Source organism: Lactobacillus sp. UMNPBX17 (assembly GCF_002553735.1).
Taxonomy (GTDB): Bacteria; Bacillota; Bacilli; order Lactobacillales; family Lactobacillaceae; genus Lactobacillus; species Lactobacillus gallinarum.
On record NZ_PCYT01000165.1, the window covers coordinates 1 to 758 of the forward strand.

At 38.4% G+C, this 758-nt stretch carries 1 protein-coding gene; it reads right to left on the bottom strand.

Translation table 11 applies throughout. The annotated features are described in order from the left end of the window. Window positions 1–692 (bottom strand): helix-turn-helix domain-containing protein (locus tag CP368_RS10125; protein WP_158227441.1); only part of this gene is annotated, 692 nt, incomplete at its 3' end. Between the last annotated feature and the right edge of the window lie 66 nt (window positions 693–758).

The window sequence follows — 758 nt, forward strand, 5'->3', positions numbered from 1 at the left end:
TTAGGCAATTCCTTGACAAAAGCAGTATCGCTGCCTAATTGCATTGATAAGTAGAATTGCTCGTCAGCGGTCTTTTTAATCGTGACTGTGCCAATTCTAGTTGGGATGTGGTTAAGCAAACGCTCTTTGATTAGCCTTCTAAAACCAGCAATGCGGACGATACCCAGTTTAGGCAGTTTAATATGTTTAGCATCAATAAATCTAGCTGTCCCGTTATCAAGAAAAGCTTCTTTTTGCTTAGGATATTGACAGTTGGTCTGATATGACCAGCCACTGCGTTTTTTGTGAAAAGTCGGAATTCCATGACCAATCTTGCGATAGTTATTCCAAGCTTTCTGGTAGTTCTGAATAGCGTTGGCAATAGCGAGGCTATCAATTTCTTTAACACGCAAAAAGCTATAAGCATCGCGGATATTCTTAGGCTTAGCTAATAACAAGTTATTGGCGACTACTTCTTCTGCCAACCTAGCTTCATAGCTATTAAGAGCAGAAAAAGCAAAGGGCATTGCTTGATATTGTCTAACAGCTAAGTAGTGCTTAGCATGATAATTGCTTCGATTGCGTCCTACATAAGAGTTGTAGACAAAGCGTTGCGCATCATAGTTCAACTTAATGATTTTCTTTTGCTTAGAACTAGGATAAAAGCGAAGCTTAACGCCAAAATGATAGGCTAAGCTGCTCATTCTCTTCATGATTTCACCTCCTCGTATTATATAAATTAAATCTGTGTTGATTGTCTTTTTAGTTTGTTTATTCGA